The organism is Phenylobacterium sp. (assembly GCF_030697925.1).
In the GTDB taxonomy this organism is placed as follows: domain Bacteria; phylum Pseudomonadota; class Alphaproteobacteria; order Caulobacterales; family Caulobacteraceae; genus Phenylobacterium.
In genome coordinates this window covers 44338-60450 of the sequence record NZ_JAUYOJ010000080.1, presented here as the reverse complement: position 1 = coordinate 60450, position 16113 = coordinate 44338, and the positions used below count along the sequence as shown (strand labels likewise).

Sequence of the window (16113 nt, the reverse complement as noted above, 5' to 3'; positions counted from 1 at the left end):
CGCTGGACGCAGCGACTAGGCCGCCACTGCCGGAGCTCGGCGAAGTTCGATATCCAGCAATCCCACGTCGATGGGTTTTCGAATGATGGGGCAACTTCGGAAGCGATCCTGATGATCAAGCTCCTCGTAGCCCGTACAGAAGACGACCGGCACGCGCTGGGCCTGCAGCAACTCTGCCACCGGATAAACCGGCGTGCCGCCGAGGTTGACGTCCAGGATGGCTGCGTGCAGGTGCGGCGTCTCGGCGACGAGCCGCATGGCCTCGTCAATTGTCGCCGCGGGGCCGACCACCCGCCAGCCCATCGACATCAGGCTGTTGCAAAGTTCCATCCCAATGAGCGTTTCGTCTTCGACGACGAGAATGCAGCCGCGTGCCGCGCCCATGGGCAGTGGCGCTTTCGCCTGATCCGTGACCGGTGGATCCTGGCCTGCGCCACGGCGATAGACCGTCGGCGGAAGCGTCACCGACAGCTGCAAACCCTCCTTCGGCCAGCGAATGTCGAGAACCCCACCTAGCTGGCGTCTTGAGACCTCGGCCACCAGGGTCGACCCGAACCCCCGCGACGCGGGCGCGCTGATCTCTGGTCCGCCGGCCTCGATCCAGCTCAGTTCCAGGTCGCCGGTCGAAAGGACCCTCCAGCTGATCTCCACGTGGCCCCCTTCGACCGACAGCGCGCCGTACTTGACCGCGTTCGTCGCGAGTTCATGCAGTAGAAGACCGACAGGCTGGACGGCATGCGGGCCGAGGACGATGTTCGGGCCTTGCGCCCGCAGTTGGCCCGGTCTGTGGTAGGGCGACGTTTCGTCGGCCACGACCTGGGCGAGGCTGGCGCCTGCCCAGCGGTTTTGCGCCAGGAGCGAATGGGCGCGCCCCAGAGCGGCCACCCGCCCACAGACGGCGGCGATAAAGGCCTCCTTGGTCGGCGCCTTGGTCAGGTTGACCAGGGCCTGCACGACGGCCAGCGCGTTCTTGGCCCTGTGGTCGACCTCCCTGGCGAGCAGTTGGCGCGCCTCCTCATTGGCCTTGCGTTCCGTGATGTCTCGCAGGATCACGGTTGCGATCTTCGCCCCGCCGATATCGAGCTGCGAGATCGACGCCTCGATCGGGAATTCCTCGCCATTGGCCCGCACTCCGCTGATGGCGCCCAGCGCGCCCATCCTGCGGTTGGTCATTCCCGCGTCGTGGAAACGACGAATGTGTTCGCCATGACCGGCACGAAACCGCATGGGAATGAAGGTCTCGATCGGCGACCCGATCGCCTCGGACGCCTTGACGCCGAACATGAGCTCTGCCGCGGGGTTGAACAGCATGACCCGTTGCTGCTCATCCACGGTGATCAGCGCGTCCATGGCCGACTCGACGATGCCTTCCATTCGACGGCGGCTCTCCACCAGGGCGTCCTCGGCGGCCCTGCGTTCTGTGATGTCGCGCAGAATGACGGTCGCCAGGCGCTCGCCGCCGACCTCGACCTGCGAAATCGACGCCTCGATGGGAAACTCCGTGCCGTCGGAACGCATGCCGCTGATCGCGCCGAGCGATCCCATCTGCCGATTGGTCACGCCGGTCTTGGCGAACAGGTGGATATGTTCCGCGTGCGCCGCACGAAATCGCTCCGGGATGAACCTGGAGATGTGCTGGCCAACAGCCTCTTCGGCCGAGAGGCCGAACATGCGCTCAGCGGCCGGGTTGAACAGGATTACAATCTGCAGGTCGTTGACGGTGATGATGCCGTCCATCGCCGAGGCGACGATTCCCTCGAGGCGGCGCTTGGTGTCGAGGGCGTCGGTCGAGACGCCGGTCTTGCGGGGGCGGCCAAACATGTGGCGTTTCCGGTGGAGGCGCGAAGTCAACCTATAGGAAGTTCATGATCTATCGCTACTTATCATTGATTCTTGGGATGAACCACAGCTCCACGGTTTGACGATCCGCTCCCAGGGCCGTGGCCAAGCTAGAGCTCGTCGAAGGGCGGCGGCAGGCGGCCGGACCGGAACAGGATCACCGGGCTCTCGTCATAGTCGCCCATCTCGGTGTCGGCCGAGGCGGAATAGGCCACGACGCCCAGCCGCAGGGTCGAGAGGCGCTCGGCCTTGCGGCGTGCGTCCTCGGCCGTGGCGCAGGCCACCGCCGGCTCGGACTTGAGCGCCTGGCCTCGTCCGGCCGTATAGGCCTGGACGAGGTGCACGGTTTCTCGCGCCATGGCGGGGGCCGCTATTTCTTCGTCGACGGCGGTGTCAGGAACGACTTCGGCGCATCCGTCGGCTTCGCCTTGGCGGTCTTGGGTTTTCGGGTTTCCTTGTTGCTCTTCTTCTGACCCTTAGCCATGCGGATCTCCTCTGCGAGTTGGGGGATAGAACGTCTAGACGGCGGCGACCGCCGTGGCGCCCGTGCGCGAACGCCGGCGCTCCTGGTCGCGGCCCAACACGTGGAAGCGCTGGCGCAGCAGGCGGAAAATCCAGACCTGGGGATCGACCACCTCACCGGCGCCATAGGCCGGATCGCGGGCGATGGTCAGGGTCTCGCGGACCAGGGCCTGGGCCTGGGCGGTGTCCCCGGTCAGGCTGGTGGCGCATTCGAGCAGGCGCGTCTCCAGCGCCTGGATCTGGCCGCCTAGATCTGGAGCGGACGGGGTCATGAGCGCGTCGCGCTGGTCTCGAAGGCCGCCTCGGAAGCGGCGTGCGAGGCCATCAGGTTGGGCCAGGTCTCGGAGCCCACCCTCTCCCAACCGCCGAGGCTAGGCAGGCTGGCCGTGGCGCGGTCGGTGATCGGCAATTGCAGGCGGTAGTAGTTGAAGCCGTGCGAGCCGCTGGTCGGCCCCATCAGGTCGCCAGCGATGTTCTGGGCGTGCTTGTCGTTGCTGGCGTGGCAGATGTAGCGGGGACGGACGGCGTTGCTCTCGGCCAGCCGGATTTCCACGGCCCAATAGCCTTCGCTCTGCATCCGAAGGGCGCGTTGTTTTTTGAGGGGCATGCGGCGGCTTTCAGGAGCGGGCGCCAAGACGCGCGACGCGCGGCGGTTTGCACCCTTCCCGGCCGAACGGCCGGTTTCCTTTCCGCCACAGTAGCACGCCCAGCGAGCAACCGGGCATCAATCGGGCGAGAGCGCCGCCATGGCGCCCACCCGCTCACCTCGACGCAACCGCGCGAGGCGCCTCGCTGTTCGGCTATGGTGTCGCCGAAGATCGGTTGAGCCCAAGCTCCGTCGAACAGTTTCGGGAGAACGCCATGCGCCTCATGCTCGCCGCCGCCGCCGGCCTGGCCGCCCTCGCCCTGGGCGCCTGCTCGCAGGGTTCCTCCGACCCCTTCGTGGGGTTCGGCGCCAGGCCCGCCTTGCCGGAGCCCAAGACCGGCGGCCTGCCGACGCTCAACGCCCGCAAGGCCGTGGGTTGGCCGGCGGGGGGCCAGCCCACGGCGCCCGCCGGCTTCACGGTGACGCGGTTCGGATCGGAGCTCGACCATCCGCGCTGGCTGCTGGTCCTGCCCAACGGTGACGTCCTGGTCTCGGAGGCGACCACCGAGACCAAGCCCGCCAAGAGCATCGAGGGCTGGATCGCAAACGCGCTGCAGCGGAAGGCCGGCGCCGCGGGGCCCAGCCCGAACAAGATCGTTCTGCTGCGCGACGCCGACGGCGACGGCGTGGCGGAGATGAAAACCGACTTCGCCACGGGCCTGAAGCGCCCGTTCGGCATGACCCTGGTCGGCGACACTCTCTATGTGGCCAATGACGACGCGGTGGTGAAGTTCCCCTACGCCCACGGGCAGATCTCGGTGACGGGCCCCGGCGAGAAGGTGTTCGACCTGCCCGGCGGACCGATCAACCACCACTGGACCAAGAACGTCATCGCCAGCCCGGACGGGGGCAAGCTCTACGCCACGGTGGGCTCGAACTCGAACATCGGCGAGAACGGCATGGAGAACGAGACCAGCCGCGCCGCGGTGCTGGAATACACCCTGCCCGCCGGCCCAGTCCGCATCTACGCCTCGGGCCTGCGCAATCCCAATGGCCTGGACTGGGAGCCGGTCACCGGCGCCCTTTGGACGGCGGTCAACGAGCGCGACATGATCGGCGACGACCTGGTCCCCGACTACATGACCAGCCTCAAGGACGGTGGCTTCTACGGCTGGCCCTACAGCTATTTCGGCCAGAACGTCGATGCGCGAGTGAAGCCCCCGCGCCCGGACCTGGTCGCCAAGGCCATCGCCCCCGACTATGCGTTGGGCCCGCACACCGCCTCGCTGGGCCTGGCCTTCTACAAGGCCGACGCCTTTCCGGCAGCCTATAGGGGCGGCGTGTTCATCGGCCAGCACGGCTCCTGGAACCGCAACCCGCCCAACGGCTATCGCGTGGTCTTCGTGCCCTTCGCCAATGGCAAGCCGACCGGTCCGCCTCAAGCCTTCCTGACCGGCTTCCTCGACGCCAAGGACCAGGCGCTGGGTCGTCCCGTCGGCGTGGCTGTCGACAGGACCGGAGCTCTCTTGGTCGCCGATGACGTGGGCGATATCGTCTGGCGCGTCGCGCCCGCCAAACCCTAACCGATGATCTTGCGCAGGCGCAGGAACAGCGCCCTGCCCCACTCCAGGTCGCGCACGTCGGTATAGGCGATAGCCGCCGTGCTGCGTGAGCCGGCATAGACCTCGCGGATGCGCTGGACATCGCGCTCGCCGATGTTCTGCGCCTCGATGCGCAGGATCAGGTCGGGCCGCGGCTTCAGCTCGGCGAAGACGGTGACGAAGGTCTCGAACTTGCGGGTCTCGATCTCGGTCAGCCGGTAGTAGGTCTCGCGGAACCCGCCGAAGACGTCGACGCCCCAGATCGCCTTCCACCGCGGCAGATCGTGGGTGAAATGAGCGTCCCAACTGACGGGATTCAAACCAGAAATCTCGCGCTCTTGTCCGGTCGCGGGATCGGTCACCGCCGACTCCCGCCAGGTCGCCTGGCCGCGGAGCGTGGCGTTCTTCACCCCGAGCCGCGCCAGGGGTACGGTCAGGCTCGCCGCGACCTCGTCCTTGGTCCCCTCGCCGATATTGGCCGGTCCGTCGGCGACCACGACGCCCGAGCCGATCGGCGCGCGGTCGATCACGTCGGTAAGCTCGAAGTGGCGCAGGGTCAGCACCGCCGCCCCGCTCCCCCAGAACCGCCGTTCGAAGGCCGCCTCGGCCACCCAGGCCTGCTGCGGCGAGAGGTCGGGATTGCCGGCCAGGACCACGCCGGTGCTGGCCACCGAGGACGAGGCGACGAAGTCGTCGAAATTGAGCTGGCTCACCTCACGCTCGAGGCGCAGGCGCAACTGATCGGCGGCGTTCGGCGCCCAGGTCACCGCCAGCCGGGGCTTGAGGAAGGACAGCGACTTCTCCAGCCGCACGTCGCCGGTCGAGGTGATCTTCGAGGCCTCCTGGCGCAGGCCGCCCTCCACCGTCAGCTCCGCCGTCGGCCGCCAGGTGGCGACTCCGAACACCTCGCCGCGCGCCTCCTCGACCCGGACATTGGCGGCGGGCACCGCGATGCGAGCGCCGTTGACGCTGAGGCTGGTTTCGGAGTCCAGGCCGTTGAACGCCCCCTCGATCCCGACCTCCAGCGACAGCTTGTCGGTCTGGCGCCGGCGCAGGTTCAGCCGGCCCACGCTCTCGGTGACCTTCTTGTCGCTGGCGAACAGCCGGTTGACCGCGGCGCTGGTGAAGCGGGCCTGGGTGTCGTTGTTGTTCCACTGCTGGAAGGCGACCACTTCCAGCGAGGTCGCGCCGAACCGCCGGGTATAGCGCCCGCCCAATTCGGCCTGCAGGCGGTCGACGCTGATCCGCTCGTCCTCTCGGGTCGCCGACGGCACGCTCAGATGATCGTAGAGTTCGATATCAGAGATGTTGTCGAGATAGGCGCCGTTCACCCGCAGGCGTCCCTTGGCGAAGGGGCTCTCGAAGGCTCCGATCAGCCATCGCCGCTCGCCCTGGGCGTCGGCGTCCACTCGCGAGCGGATCAGCACCTGGCCCGCCGGGCCGTAGCGGGCCCGGGGCCCGTCGCCATAGCTGTCGTCGGGGCCCTTGCCATGGACCATGGAGAGCTCGGCGAGCTTGCCGTCCCACCGCCACTGGCCCTCGGCGCGCAGGGCGTTCAGGACCCGGCCGTCGGCCAAGGGATGGACGGAGACGCTGACCGCGCCGCGCGTGCCGGAGACCTGCTTGCGCACCACATTGGCCATCACGGTCCGGCCTTGCATGTCGATGCCTGGCGCCCCGCCGCGGATCACCTCGATGCGGACGATGGAGCCGATGGGGATGCGCTTGAGCACCTCCTCCAGGGTGTCGTTCTTGGAGACCGGCGGCTCGCCGTCGATCAGCACATTGCCGCCGGCCCCGGCCAGGCCCCGCACCGCCGCGCCCTTGTCGAAGTTGAAGCCCGGCAGCCGCTGGACCATGTCGAGCGCGGTGGAAGTCCCCATCTCCGCGAAGAAGGCCGGCGGATAGGCGATCACGCCGCCCGGCGGCTCCTGGGCGGCGGCCGGCGTCGAACAGAGGGTCGCCGCAAGCGCCGCGACGGCGATGACGCCGGCAAGATTCATGGAACCGGGGCTCCCCTTCCCCGCCTCCCAGGTTAGGCGGCGTCTCATACCGAACGCCAGAAAACTCTGCCTGAGGCGTGAGCTTTTGCCCTGCCCTGCGGCGCTGGCGCTACAGCGAAGGTCAGGTCCTGCCGGTCACCGGGATCAGGGCGCCGGTCACGGCGCAGGCGTCGGGCGAGGCCAGGAACAGGATCACGGCCGCCAAATCCTCGGGCGAGACCCAGGCGGCGAAATCGGCCTTCGGCATGTCGGCCCGGTTGGTCGGGGTGTCGATGATCGAAGGCAAGACGGCGTTGACGGTGACGCCGTCGGCCTTCAGCTCCTCGGCCAGGCTCTCGGTGAGCGCGTGGACCCCGGCCTTGGAGGCGGCGTAGGGGCCCATCCCTAGCGAAGCCTTGAGCGCGCCGTTCGCGCCGATATTGACGATCCGCCCGGCCAGGCTGCGCTTGAGGTGCGGGATGGCGGCGCGGCTGGTGTTGGCGGCGGTCTGGAGGTTCATCAGGAACAGCCGGTGCCAGCTTTCCATCTGGCTGTCCTCAAGCGTCACCCACTTGAAGCCTCCGGCCACGTTGATCACCGCGTCCAGCCCGCCGAACCGATCGGCCACGGCGTCGATCGCGGCGCCGGCGGCCACGGCGTCGGTGAGGTCCACCCCGCCCAGCATGATCGCCTCGGGCCCGCAGGCCGCCAGGGCGTCGGAATGCGCGGCGTAGTCGATCAGGGCCACGCGGGCCCCTTGCGCGGCGGCGGCCTTGGCCACCGCCGAGCCCAGGACGCCGGACGCGCCCGTGACTGCAAAGACGCGTCCGGTCATGGGCGTTTCTTCCTAGAGTCGCTCGACGATGGTGACGTTGGCCATGCCGCCGCCTTCGCACATGGTCTGCAGGCCGTACTTGCCGCCGCGCTGCTCCAGCCCGTTCAGCAGGGTGGCCATCAGCTTCGTGCCCGAGGCGCCCAGCGGGTGGCCCAGCGCGATGGCGCCGCCATTGGCGTTCACCTTTTCGCGGTCGACGCCCAGGGTCTTGATGAAGGCGACGGGCACGGAACCGAAGGCCTCATTGACCTCGAACAGGTCGATGTCGTCGACCTTCATGCCGGCCTTCTTCAGGGCGCGCTCGGTGGCCGGGATCGGGGCCTCCAGCATGATCACCGGGTCGTGGCCCAGCAGGGACAGGTGGTGGATGCGGGCCAGCGGCTTGACGCCCAGCTCCTTCAGGCCCTTTTCAGAGACCACCATCACGCCCGAGGCGCCGTCGCAGATCTGGCTGGACGAGGCCGCGGTCAAGCGGCCGCCCTCGCGCAGCAGCTTCACGCCCTTGATGCCGTCCAGGCTGGCGTCGAAGCGGATGCCTTCGTCGATATTGTGGACGGTGACGTTGCCATCGGCGTCGGTGATCTCGAGGCCGACGATCTCGTTCTTGAAGGCCCCGGCCTGGGTCGCGGCGATGGCGCGCTGGTGGGACTGGTAGCTGAACTCGTCGATCTCGTCCTTGGTCAGGCCGTACTTCTCGGCCACCATCTCGGCGCCCATGAACTGGCTGAACTGGATGTTGGGATACTGCGCCTGCATCCGCGGGCTCATATAGTTGCCGAAGCCGTTCTGGGCCGGCAGGGCCGCCGAGAGGCCCATGGGCACACGGGTCATGCTCTCGACGCCGGCGGCGATCACCACGTCCATCGTGCCGCTCATCACCGCCTGGGCCGCGAAATGCAGGGCCTGCTGCGAGGAGCCGCACTGGCGGTCGACGCTGGTGCCCGGGACGCTCTCGGGCAGGCGCGAAGCCAGCACGGCGTTGCGCGCAACATTGATCGCCTGTTCGCCCACCTGGCCGACGCAGCCCATGACCACGTCCTCGACCAGGGCCGGATCGGCGCCCGTGCGGTCCATGAGGTCGTTGAGCACGACCGCGCCCAGATCGACCGGGTGCCAGTCCTTCAGCTTGCCGCCTTTGCGGCCGCCGGCCGTGCGGGTGGCTGCAACGATATAGGCTTCGCCCATGATTCCGCTCCCGAGATTTGCGCGTCGTTCGCGCGTCGGAGGCTATTTAGGGGGTCGACGCGGCGTAAGCCAACATCGCGCGGCAACTAGACCGGAAGCAGCATTCCGGGCCGCTTGACGTCCAGCCGGAAGCTGGTCGGCAGCACCCGTTCCTGGGGGGTCTGGAGCTTGAGCGCCTTGGCCGCGCGGGCGATGGCCAGCTTGCCCAGCGCGCCGGGCGTGAAACCATCCTGGATGGTCGGCCGCGCACCCAGCCGCCGCCGCAGGACGCCGTTGGCGTAGATCACATTGGCCCGCATCAGGGCCTGCGGCGTCATGAACTCGATGGAGAGCGAGACATTGAGCATCGGGCCGTTCTCGATCCGGTGCGGGGCGTTCTGTTCCCAGGTGACCATCTTGCCTGGCGTCAGGTCATGGACCTCGGCGCCGGCGTCCCAGGCGGGATCGAAGGTGAACTGCTCGGCGGTTTCCTTGAGCACGATCCGCTCCAGGGTCTCCTCCCCCACATAGGGATCGGCGACCGGATAGACCCAGACCCGCTTCTGGCCGCGGAGCTGCCACAGCGACACCAGCGGCACATCCAGATGGTAGAACACCTGGGCGTTGGCCGAGGAGATCAGCATGCCCAGGTCGCGCTTGAAGGTCTTCAGGCCTGGACTCATCGCCTCCTTCTCGGAGAAGATCTCGTCGCCCAGCCGGGCGTATTCCGGAAGGTGGTCGTTGGTCTGGCGCAGGTTCAGCCAGATGCGGCCGGCCTGGGCGGCCTCCAGCAGCTTGGAGCCTGACAACCCGTTCGCCGCACCTTTGCGCCAGGTGGTCCAGGCCACGGGGTCCTCGCCCATGGTGAAGACGCCGAGCTTCTCACGTGGATAGCGGTCCAGCAGTTCCTCAAGCCCCGCGTCGGAAAACATCGGACGCTCGTGCAGCCCATGCTTGAAGGCCAGGTTGGCCTTGCCGAAGGCCGCGCCCTTCTGCGGCGTCCAGTCGGTGATCAGGCTCATGCGCCAGCCCTCAGGCCATAGAAGTGGATCTTGAACGGGCCCCACCACAGGGTCTTGCCCAGGCCACGCGCGGCGCGGTCCAGGGTGGGGGCGAAATCGGGGGCGCGGATCAGCCACTTGAACCCCGCCAACGTTCCGAAAACCGCGGCCTGGAGCAATCCCTGGGCCATCCACCGGGCGACGCCGAGCCGATCGGGCGGGCTGGCGGCCGCGCAGGCCGAGGCCGGTCCCTGGCCGTAGGCGAAGGCGCGGGGGATCGTGTAGCCCAGGGTCAGGCGGGCGGCCACGGGGTCTTCCCAGACCCAGGCCGCCGGCTCCCAGGCGAACTTCGCGCCGTCGCGCTTCATCTGGCCGAACAGCAGGTCGTCCTCGCCGCCGATGTGGTTGCGGATGGCGGAGAACGGCGCCTTGGGGTCCGGCAGGGCGGCGCGGCGCAGCAGCGAACAGCCGCAACCGTAATAATGGTCGAGCAGGCCCGCCTCGGCCGGCCCCTCGCGGGAGAAGAACCTCTCCAGATAGTCTCGGTGGGCGACGACGGTTTCCGGCGCCCGGCCCCGCACCGGCCCGAAAACCACGTCGGCCTGGTGCCGCGCCATGGCGGCCAGCAGGGCGGCCAGCCAGCCCTCCGGCGCCTCCTCGTCGTCGTCCAGGAAGGCGATCAGGTCGCCCTTGGCCCACGCCATGGCGGCGTTGCGCGCATTGGCGACGCCGGGCTCGGGCTCGTGGACATAGGTCACCGGGAACGGCGCCTCATCGGCGAGCGCGCGCACCGTGGCGCGTGCGGAATCAACCTGGTCGTTGTCGACAATGATCAGCTCGAGCGCGTTCAGATCGACGCCGGCCTGGCGAAAGGTCGAGAGCGCGGCCGAGATCAGGCCATCCCGGCGGCGCTGGGTCGGGATGATCAGGCTGACCAGCGGGGAGCTCATGGGATCAGGCGGCCTCCGCCACGCTGGATCCCCCGCGCGCCTTGGCGGCCAAGGCGTCGGCCAGGCCTGCGGCGCGGTCGGCGAGCGAGAGTTCGGCCGCGGAAATCACGTCCAGTCGGCGGCGGAAGCTGCCGACCAGACCCGCGCGATTGGCCCCGGCCAGCGCCCAGGCCTGTTCCGAGGCCTGGGCCATCAGGCCGCGCGATCCGGAGCTGGTGGCCGTGCCCTCGGCGATGAGGCGAGTGGCCAGGGCGTAGGGCCGCTTGTAGTGGTCATGGCCGGGTCCAAGATCGTAGGTGGTCAGGCCGAGCTCGGGCATGGCGGCGATGGCCCGCTGCAGGAAGACCTGTCCGGGCGACCAGGCGGCGAGGTCCGGATCGGTCGAGGCGATCCAGGGGTGGTAGACGCCGCCGGCGCGAATGCCGAAGTGGCCGGCCACCAGGCGCTCGCCCGCATAGAGATTGATCATCAGGCCCTGGAAATCGCCGCGGTCGCGGTTGAACAGCGAGGCCATCAGGGCCTGGGTCCAGCTCGGGCGCAGGAAGTCGTGAGCGCCGGTGCGGACGAGTTGGGCCCGCTTCCAGGCGATCAGCTTGTCGAAGGCCTCTGGATCGCGATCCGGGGCGCGGATGGTGAGTTCGCCCACCTCGCGGTCCAGCTTGTGGTCGAGACGGCGATAATTCTTGAACCGCTTGGGGCTCTCGGCGCGCAGGGCTTCCAGATAGGCCTCGGCCGGACCGTGCAGGTTGATCAGATAGGCCTCATGCTCGGCGGCGATCCCGGCGCCGAAGGCATGGTTGGGATCGATCAGGCCGGTGAAGCGGAAGGCGGCCAGGCCCGCGACGGTCAGGGCGTGCTCGGCGTCCAGGCCCGGCGCCGCCACCAGGGCGTGGTAGTCCGATAGAGGCGCGCCGATCGGACGGGCGAAGCCGCCGGGCCGGCGATGATAGGCCAGAAACCCCGCCACCCGCTCCGGCCAGCGCCACACGGTCACCCGCGCGTCGGCCCGCACCTCGCCGACCGCCAACGCGAAGTCCGGACCCAGCAAAGGGTTGGCGAAGTCCGGCCGCGAAGCGCAGAGCCCGCGCCAGGTGGCGATGTCGGACTCCGACAGATAGACCGGATGGAAGGTTTCGGCGGTCAGCATCAGAACACCAGTCTAGCTTGTCCCGGTTAGGGAAAGGTGGACCGGCCGATGCAAGGCTCAGGCCGAAAACGTATCCCGGAGAATGGCTTGCAGCCAGGCCGCGTCGGTCTCGTCGAAGGCGGCCGGTTCCGCCGAGTCCACGTCGAACACCGCGATCAGCTCGCCGGCCTTGCCGAAGACCGGAACCACGATCTCGCTGGCCGAACGGCTGTCGCAGACGATGTGGCCGGGAAAGGCGTGGACGTCGGCCACAACCTGGGTCTGGCCGCTCTCCGCCGCAGCCCCGCACACCCCGCGCCCATAGGCGATGCGTAGGCAACCCAGCGTACCTTGATAGGGCCCGACGACCAGCTCGCGCGGCCTGTCGGGATCGACCACGTAGAAGCCGGTCCAGAAATAGCTGTCGAAGGTCGCCGCCAGCATGGAGGCGACCGTGGCCATCCGGGCGGTCAGGTTCGGTTCGCCATCGAGGACGGCGGCGATCTCCTCGGCGACCGCGCCATAGCGCGCAGCCTTGTCGGCGGGCAGGATGAGGTCGTTGAAGGCTTCGGCCATGGCCGCCAATATACGAACGCCCTCAGGCGGCCGCCAGAGCGTCCAGGTCCTCGGTTCCGAGCAGGTTTGCGATGGTCGTGAAATGACCCTCGATGATCTTGATGTCGCACAGCTCGGGCAGGCCCACGGCGTCCACATATTCGACCAGGGCCACGGCCGCCCACTCGACGGCCTTGTCGCGTACCTGTCGGGCGCGGAAGACCGTGTGCTGCATCACCCGGTGGATCATCTGCAGGGTCGGCCGATCCACCGCCGAAATCATCCGACGCATGGCGTCCAGCTCCACCCGGATGGTGTCGCGCGCCTCGGCGCGGCCGCCGGAGTCGGCGACCTCGACCGGGTCCTCGCCGCGGCGCATCGGTCCGGAATAGTTGAGCTCCAGGCGCCGGCGGCGGCAGGGGCCGACATAGACTTCGCTGACGATGAACGGCCTGGGCTTGGTCAGGACGAGCTGGATCCGCGACAGCAGGGCCGCCGGCGTGAACGGCTTGATGACGAACTCGTTGACCCCGGCCAGGCGCGCCCGGTGCACGTGGCCCGCGCTGCGCTCGCTGGTGACCATGACGATGGGCACCTCGGGATTGGGCACGCGCGGATCGGGGATGACGGCGGCGCGTCGGATCGAGCGGGTCAGCTCCATGCCGTCCATGAACGGCATCCGGGCGTCGGTGAAGATCAGGTCGGGCTGGCGGTGATAGAGCACTTCGCGGGCCTTTAGGCCGTCGGAGGCCGTGTGCACCTCGCCGACCCCGGCCGCCCGCAGGACGTCGCCGATCAGGCGCACCGTATTGGAGTGATCATCCACGACCAGAATCTTCAGGCCCGAAAGGTCGCCGGGCGTGAGGCTGGAACTCGGCAGTCTTCGGCGATCGCTCATCTGTTCGCGCGTCCAGGAATGACAGCCTGAACCTGGCCGACGTTCGTTGAAATCGGGTTTACCGGTGAAGCTTGTGCGCCACGAGCGCCTCATAGTGCGGCCGCGCCTGGTCGGCGATGCGCCGTAGCTCGTCGGACAGCGACGGCGGCGGGCGTGGCGTGGGGGTCTCGAATCCCGTTGAGCGCTCCACCGCGTCGTACCACGCCGGCGCCCAGACCCCGTCGGTGTCGCGCCGCCTGGCGGGCCAGCTCAGCATCTCTTCGCGGAACGGAATGGCGAGCGCCGCGCAGAGCGCGGTGAGCATGCCGCGCGGATCGGCCAGGACGTCGGCCCCCAGCACCACCGGCGGGGCGGCGCCAAGGCGATCGCATTCGCGCGTGAACAGCTCGTGCTGCCGCACCAGCCCGATGTCGTCCAGGGTCACCTCGGCGCGCTTGACGGCATAGGAGGCCAGCACGGCCTCGGGCTCGCGGATCAGGAAGGCGTTGCGGCAGGCCCGGGTCCAGTCCAGGCCGAAGCCCGGCAGCATGTGGTGGGTCATGTGCTTCTGGTAGAAGACCGCGCACCCGCCGGGCGCGTCCCCTGCCATGGCCGACGCCACCTCGCGCCAGTCCAGCGGCTGCGAAGCCAGGACCTCCTCGCGCATCGGGTGGTCCAGGCCCGTCTGCGCCAGATAGGCCGCGTAGAACGGCTCATCGACCACCGCGGTGTCCGGCCGGTTCTCGAAGGCCCGCATCATCGCCGTGGAGATGTTGCGTGGCCCCGACCACATGGCGATCCGCACCGGCTCCATCAGCGGGCCTGGGCGTCCTTGAGCGCCTCATAGGCGGCGCGCAGCTTGTGGGTCACCGGCCCCGGCCGCGTGGCCGGCAGTTCGCGGCCGTCGACCGAGCGCACCGGGGTGAGCCCGCCGAATGTGCCGGTGACGAAGGCCTCGTCGGCCGAATAGGCCTCGGCCAGGCTGAAATCGCCCAGGGTGATCGGCACGCCGTGGTCATGGCAGAGGCGGATCACATTGGCCCGGGTGACGCCGTTGAAGCAGTAGGCGCCCGAGGAAGTCATCACCCGCCCTCCGCGAACGAAGAAGAAGTTGGTGGCGTTGCAGCTGGACACGAAGCCGTGCGGGTCCAGCATCAGCGCCTCGTCGGCCCCGGCCTTGATCGCCTGCAGCAAGGCCTGGATGAGGTTGAGCCGGCTATGGGAATTGAGCCGCATGTCGAACATGTCGGCGGGCGTGCAGCGGATGGTCGAGGTGAACAGCGACAGGCCGCGGGCAACGATCTCCGGGCTGGGCGACTTGTATTCCGCGGTGACCACGATGGTCGGCCTGCCCAGCCAGTTGCGCGGGTCCTGGTTGGCGGCGGCCTTCTCGCCCCGGGTCACCATCAGCCGCAGATGGGCGCCGTCCTCCATGCCGTTGGCGGCCAGCAGCCGGCGGATCTCGGCGACCAGGGCCTCCCGCGTCAGGCCGATGTCCAGGTCGATGGTTCGCGCGCCTTCGTAGAGCCGGTCCATATGGGCGTCGAGGAACAGCAGGGCGCCCTTGTGCAGGCGCAGGCCCTCCCAGACCCCGTCGCCCAGCACGAAGCCCGCGTCGAAGATCGAGACCTTCGCCGCCTCGCGCGGCACGAGATCGCCGTTGAGATAGATGAGCGCCGTCGCGTTGCGCGGATCGGCGGCGAAATCCTGACTTCCAGCCATGGCGGCAAGTTGTAGGTGGGGTTAGGAAGCCAGGCTAGCGCCCAGCAGCGGAGTTTCAGCATGACCCATGGCATTGGCGGCTCGACTGCCGAGATCGAACTCTCGCAGCTCGCCCCCTGGCACCATCCCGCGCCGGCCATCGGTCGCGACGAGCGGATGGCGCGGATCGCCCGCGCCCGCGAGCTTATGGTCGAGATCGGGGCCGACGCCCTGATCGTCGGGGCCGGCGCCTCACTGCGTTACTTCGCCGGTGTGGGCTGGAACGGCACCGAGCGGCTGGTGGCGATGATCCTGCCGCTGACAGGCCCGCTGAGAATGGTGTGCCCCCGCTTCGAGCTGGGCTCGCTGGAAGCCTCGCTCGGGATCGAGGCGCAGATGCTGCTCTGGGAGGAGCATGAGAGCCCCTATGCGCTCACCGCCAGCGCCCTGCGGGAGCTCGACGCCAAGAGCCTGGCCATCGATCCCGCCCTACCCTTCTTCGTGTTCAACGGCCTGCGGCTGGCCGCGCCAGGCGTCGAGTTGCTGGACGGGGCGCCGGTCATCGACGGCTGCCGGATGATCAAGTCGCCCGCCGAACTGGCCCTGATGTCCCAGGCCAAGGCCATGACCCTGGAGGTCCACCGCCGCGCCGCGGCCATCCTGGCGCCGGGGATCACCACCACGGCGGTGCGCCGCTTCATCGACCAGGCGCACCGGGCGCTGGGCGCCGATGACGGCTCGTCCTTCTGCGCGGTGCAGTTCGGGGTGGCTAGCGCCTATCCCCACGGCCTGCCCGGTGAGCAGGCCCTGGCCGACGGCGACCTGGTGCTGATCGACACCGGCTGCCGTGTGCAGGGCTACAACTCCGACATCACCCGCACCTACGCGTTCGGCGAGCCCTCTCCCGAGCACCGCCGCGTCTGGGAGGTGGAGAAACGCGCCCAGGCCGCCGCCTTCGCCGCCGTGAAACCCGGAGTCCCCTGCGAGGAGATCGATGCGGTGGCTCGCTCGGTGCTGGCCGCCGCCGGCTTCAGCCCCGACTACGACCTGCCGGGCCTGCCCCATCGCACCGGCCACGGCATCGGCCTGTCGATCCACGAGGCGCCCTATCTGGTGCGTGGCGACAAGACCCCGCTCCAGCCCGGCATGTGTTTCTCCAACGAGCCGATGATCGTCATCCCCGACGCCTTCGGCGTGCGGCTGGAAGACCATTTCCACGTCACGACGGAAGGGGCCGCGTGGTTCACGCAGCCCCAACCCAGCCTGGAAAAGCCGTTCGGCTGACCATCGTTCGCGGATCCGAAAATCGAGCTTGCGCGTCGCGCGACCGCGAACTACAGTTATTATGCAACTAGTAAATCATGTCCCCTAGTC

Annotated in this window: 17 protein-coding genes; 2 read left to right on the top strand and 15 right to left on the bottom strand. The window is 68.6% G+C overall.

Annotation, left to right across the window (positions count from 1 at the left end):
- Nucleotides 1-15 precede the first annotated feature (15 nt).
- From Q8Q88_RS07510 to Q8Q88_RS07495, 5 genes are all read right to left on the bottom strand, one after another.
- Entirely contained in the window at nucleotides 16-1821 is a 1806-nt protein-coding gene (locus Q8Q88_RS07510) for a PAS domain S-box protein (RefSeq protein WP_305674578.1), read from the bottom strand.
- Nucleotides 1822-1949: 128 nt separating this feature from the next.
- A complete protein-coding gene (locus tag Q8Q88_RS07505) occupies nucleotides 1950-2198 on the bottom strand; it encodes a hypothetical protein (RefSeq protein ID WP_305674577.1) in 249 nt (82 codons plus the stop codon).
- Nucleotides 2199-2209: 11 nt separating this feature from the next.
- Nucleotides 2210-2323 (bottom strand): hypothetical protein, encoded by a 114-nt coding sequence (locus tag Q8Q88_RS24730; protein ID WP_371129828.1) that lies wholly within the window; start codon nucleotides 2321-2323, stop codon nucleotides 2210-2212.
- A gap of 34 nt (nucleotides 2324-2357) precedes the next feature.
- Nucleotides 2358-2633: a hypothetical protein gene (locus Q8Q88_RS07500; RefSeq protein ID WP_305674576.1), complete on the bottom strand. Its 276-nt coding sequence runs from the start codon at nucleotides 2631-2633 to the stop codon at nucleotides 2358-2360.
- A complete protein-coding gene (locus Q8Q88_RS07495) occupies nucleotides 2630-2968 on the bottom strand; it encodes a hypothetical protein (RefSeq protein ID WP_305674575.1) in 339 nt (112 codons plus the stop codon). The genes Q8Q88_RS07500 and Q8Q88_RS07495 overlap by 4 nt, the downstream gene beginning before the upstream one ends.
- Before the next feature lie 254 nt (nucleotides 2969-3222).
- Here Q8Q88_RS07495 and Q8Q88_RS07490 point away from each other — a divergent pair, with 254 nt between their 5' ends.
- Nucleotides 3223-4530, top strand: a complete 1308-nt coding sequence (locus Q8Q88_RS07490) for a sorbosone dehydrogenase family protein (RefSeq protein ID WP_305674574.1) — start codon at nucleotides 3223-3225, stop codon at nucleotides 4528-4530.
- Here the strand turns inward: Q8Q88_RS07490 and Q8Q88_RS07485 are convergent.
- From Q8Q88_RS07485 to Q8Q88_RS07440, 10 genes are all read right to left on the bottom strand, one after another.
- Nucleotides 4527-6551, bottom strand: coding sequence for a TonB-dependent siderophore receptor (locus Q8Q88_RS07485; protein WP_305674573.1), 2025 nt, complete (start codon nucleotides 6549-6551; stop codon nucleotides 4527-4529). The two genes, Q8Q88_RS07490 and Q8Q88_RS07485, sit on opposite strands and share 4 nt — an antisense overlap.
- A 121-nt stretch (nucleotides 6552-6672) precedes the next feature.
- On the bottom strand, nucleotides 6673-7365 hold the full coding sequence (locus Q8Q88_RS07480; RefSeq protein ID WP_305674572.1) for an SDR family NAD(P)-dependent oxidoreductase: 693 nt from the start codon (nucleotides 7363-7365) through the stop codon (nucleotides 6673-6675).
- A 12-nt stretch (nucleotides 7366-7377) separates the two neighbouring features.
- The gene (locus Q8Q88_RS07475) at nucleotides 7378-8550 is read right to left on the bottom strand and encodes an acetyl-CoA C-acetyltransferase (protein ID WP_305674571.1); all 1173 of its coding nucleotides are present in this window, start codon (nucleotides 8548-8550) and stop codon (nucleotides 7378-7380) included.
- A gap of 86 nt (nucleotides 8551-8636) precedes the next feature.
- On the bottom strand, nucleotides 8637-9551 hold the full coding sequence (locus Q8Q88_RS07470; RefSeq protein ID WP_305674570.1) for a hypothetical protein: 915 nt from the start codon (nucleotides 9549-9551) through the stop codon (nucleotides 8637-8639).
- Nucleotides 9548-10480: a glycosyltransferase family 2 protein gene (locus tag Q8Q88_RS07465; RefSeq protein ID WP_305674569.1), complete on the bottom strand. Its 933-nt coding sequence runs from the start codon at nucleotides 10478-10480 to the stop codon at nucleotides 9548-9550. Before Q8Q88_RS07465 ends, Q8Q88_RS07470 begins: the two co-directional genes overlap by 4 nt.
- Before the next feature lie 4 nt (nucleotides 10481-10484).
- A complete protein-coding gene (locus Q8Q88_RS07460; RefSeq protein WP_305674568.1) occupies nucleotides 10485-11627 on the bottom strand; it encodes a GNAT family N-acetyltransferase in 1143 nt (380 codons plus the stop codon).
- A gap of 57 nt (nucleotides 11628-11684) precedes the next feature.
- Nucleotides 11685-12182, bottom strand: a complete 498-nt coding sequence (locus tag Q8Q88_RS07455; protein WP_305674567.1) for a GAF domain-containing protein — start codon at nucleotides 12180-12182, stop codon at nucleotides 11685-11687.
- A gap of 22 nt (nucleotides 12183-12204) precedes the next feature.
- On the bottom strand, nucleotides 12205-13059 hold the full coding sequence (locus Q8Q88_RS07450; protein WP_305674566.1) for a response regulator: 855 nt from the start codon (nucleotides 13057-13059) through the stop codon (nucleotides 12205-12207).
- A 58-nt stretch (nucleotides 13060-13117) separates the two neighbouring features.
- The gene (locus Q8Q88_RS07445; RefSeq protein ID WP_305674565.1) at nucleotides 13118-13843 is read right to left on the bottom strand and encodes a hypothetical protein; all 726 of its coding nucleotides are present in this window, start codon (nucleotides 13841-13843) and stop codon (nucleotides 13118-13120) included.
- A gap of 8 nt (nucleotides 13844-13851) precedes the next feature.
- Nucleotides 13852-14760 (bottom strand): aminotransferase class IV, encoded by a 909-nt coding sequence (locus Q8Q88_RS07440; RefSeq protein WP_305674564.1) that lies wholly within the window; start codon nucleotides 14758-14760, stop codon nucleotides 13852-13854.
- 60 nt (nucleotides 14761-14820) lie between these two features.
- Here Q8Q88_RS07440 and Q8Q88_RS07435 point away from each other — a divergent pair, with 60 nt between their 5' ends.
- Entirely contained in the window at nucleotides 14821-16023 is a 1203-nt protein-coding gene (locus tag Q8Q88_RS07435) for a Xaa-Pro peptidase family protein (protein ID WP_305674563.1), read from the top strand.
- Nucleotides 16024-16113 lie beyond the last annotated feature (90 nt).

What these genes read in the sequence shown, in the direction of transcription:
- Q8Q88_RS07495 (WP_305674575.1), bottom strand. Translation starts at nt 2,968, where the DNA reads ATGCCCCTCAAAAAACAACGCGCCCTTCGGATGCAGAGCGAAGGCTAT.
- Q8Q88_RS07490 (WP_305674574.1), top strand. Translation starts at nt 3,223, where the DNA reads ATGCGCCTCATGCTCGCCGCCGCCGCCGGCCTGGCCGCCCTCGCCCTG.
- Q8Q88_RS07470 (WP_305674570.1), bottom strand. Translation starts at nt 9,551, where the DNA reads ATGAGCCTGATCACCGACTGGACGCCGCAGAAGGGCGCGGCCTTCGGC.
- Q8Q88_RS07460 (WP_305674568.1), bottom strand. Translation starts at nt 11,627, where the DNA reads ATGCTGACCGCCGAAACCTTCCATCCGGTCTATCTGTCGGAGTCCGAC.
- Q8Q88_RS07500 (WP_305674576.1), bottom strand. Translation starts at nt 2,633, where the DNA reads ATGACCCCGTCCGCTCCAGATCTAGGCGGCCAGATCCAGGCGCTGGAG.
- Q8Q88_RS07485 (WP_305674573.1), bottom strand. Translation starts at nt 6,551, where the DNA reads ATGAATCTTGCCGGCGTCATCGCCGTCGCGGCGCTTGCGGCGACCCTC.
- Q8Q88_RS07505 (WP_305674577.1), bottom strand. Translation starts at nt 2,198, where the DNA reads ATGGCGCGAGAAACCGTGCACCTCGTCCAGGCCTATACGGCCGGACGA.
- Q8Q88_RS07475 (WP_305674571.1), bottom strand. Translation starts at nt 8,550, where the DNA reads ATGGGCGAAGCCTATATCGTTGCAGCCACCCGCACGGCCGGCGGCCGC.
- Q8Q88_RS07465 (WP_305674569.1), bottom strand. Translation starts at nt 10,480, where the DNA reads ATGAGCTCCCCGCTGGTCAGCCTGATCATCCCGACCCAGCGCCGCCGG.
- Q8Q88_RS07510 (WP_305674578.1), bottom strand. Translation starts at nt 1,821, where the DNA reads ATGTTTGGCCGCCCCCGCAAGACCGGCGTCTCGACCGACGCCCTCGAC.
- Q8Q88_RS07455 (WP_305674567.1), bottom strand. Translation starts at nt 12,182, where the DNA reads ATGGCCGAAGCCTTCAACGACCTCATCCTGCCCGCCGACAAGGCTGCG.
- Q8Q88_RS07440 (WP_305674564.1), bottom strand. Translation starts at nt 14,760, where the DNA reads ATGGCTGGAAGTCAGGATTTCGCCGCCGATCCGCGCAACGCGACGGCG.
- Q8Q88_RS07480 (WP_305674572.1), bottom strand. Translation starts at nt 7,365, where the DNA reads ATGACCGGACGCGTCTTTGCAGTCACGGGCGCGTCCGGCGTCCTGGGC.
- Q8Q88_RS07435 (WP_305674563.1), top strand. Translation starts at nt 14,821, where the DNA reads ATGACCCATGGCATTGGCGGCTCGACTGCCGAGATCGAACTCTCGCAG.
- Q8Q88_RS07450 (WP_305674566.1), bottom strand. Translation starts at nt 13,059, where the DNA reads ATGAGCGATCGCCGAAGACTGCCGAGTTCCAGCCTCACGCCCGGCGAC.
- Q8Q88_RS24730 (WP_371129828.1), bottom strand. Translation starts at nt 2,323, where the DNA reads ATGGCTAAGGGTCAGAAGAAGAGCAACAAGGAAACCCGAAAACCCAAG.